Below are 1139 nucleotides of genomic sequence, written 5' to 3' on the forward strand. Positions count from 1 at the left end.
GTATTATTAGCAGTACGAATTAAAGGGGTCTCCTGGGGTTTTGTGGGAGTTTGGGGCAAATTTTTGGCAATTTTTGGCGCAGTTTCCACTTTTTGACCATCCAAAGACTCAATCTGATCTAAGGGTAGGGTCATCTTCATCATCCCGAAACGCAGGGAAATCTCCTCTGATTCTGGTGAAATTGCTAAAACTTCGGCAGTTTGTCCCAAATTGGGCAAGCGTACCCTTTCCCCCACTTGCGGAAGATAATTAACCTTAGTTTTTTCCGTTTTTGGTAATAACCTTTCTGCGATCGCAGTTAACTCCTCTGTGGCTTTTTGGGCATCTCTACCGGTTTTTGTTCCTGATTGCAATCGGCGAATAACGTCATTAATCTGTGCTTTTGCCGATAATAAAGCCTTTTGTATCTCCTGCTCCTGATAACGTTTTAATTCTCGCTCTCTCTCCTGTAAAGAATTAGCCCGTGTAGAAACCTCTGTATAAAATTTCTCCGTTTGTTGGAGTAATTGACTAGCCTCCTTAGCTTTTGACTCCTGTTCCCGTCTTTGCGCTTCCAAACCAGCAATTACTTGATTTATCTCCTCCGATAACCCCCCCAGATGATTTCTCGCTTCGGCCACAATTTCGGGACTTAATCCCAAACGCTGGGCAATAGTTAAAGCATTAGAACGCCCCGGAATGCCCCATAATAGTCGATAAGTGGGGGAAATAGTGCGATCATCAAACTCTACCGAGGCATTTTCAAAGCGAGAATCTCGATACTTTAACGCTTTTAATTCCCCGTAGTGAGTGGTAGCCACCGTCAATAAACTATGATCAGCGAGGTATTGTAAAATAGCGATCGCTAAAGGACTTCCCTCAGCCGGATCCGTACCTGCTCCCACCTCATCGAGTAAAACCAAGGAACGAGAATTTAAAGCCGCTAAAATGCGGACAATCCGGCGAATGTGACCCGAAAAAGTCGATAAACTCTGTTGCAAAGACTGTTCATCCCCGATATCGGCCAAAACCTGATCGAACCAGGGTATCTCTACCGGTTCCCGCGCTGGAATAAACAAGCCCGCTTTCGCCATTAAAGCCGCTAATCCGAGGGTTTTTAAAGTAACGGTTTTTCCGCCGGTATTTGGTCCGGTGATGGC

Annotated in this window: 1 protein-coding gene; it reads right to left on the reverse strand. The window is 45.3% G+C overall.

The features are described 5' to 3' along the window. A partial coding sequence (locus IQ242_RS25410) for a MutS2/Smr-associated SH3 domain-containing protein (RefSeq protein ID WP_370583053.1) occupies positions 1-1139 on the reverse strand: 1139 nt, incomplete at both ends.

The organism is Microcystis sp. LEGE 08355, from assembly GCF_015207185.1.
GTDB lineage: Bacteria > Cyanobacteriota > Cyanobacteriia > Cyanobacteriales > Microcystaceae > Microcystis > Microcystis panniformis.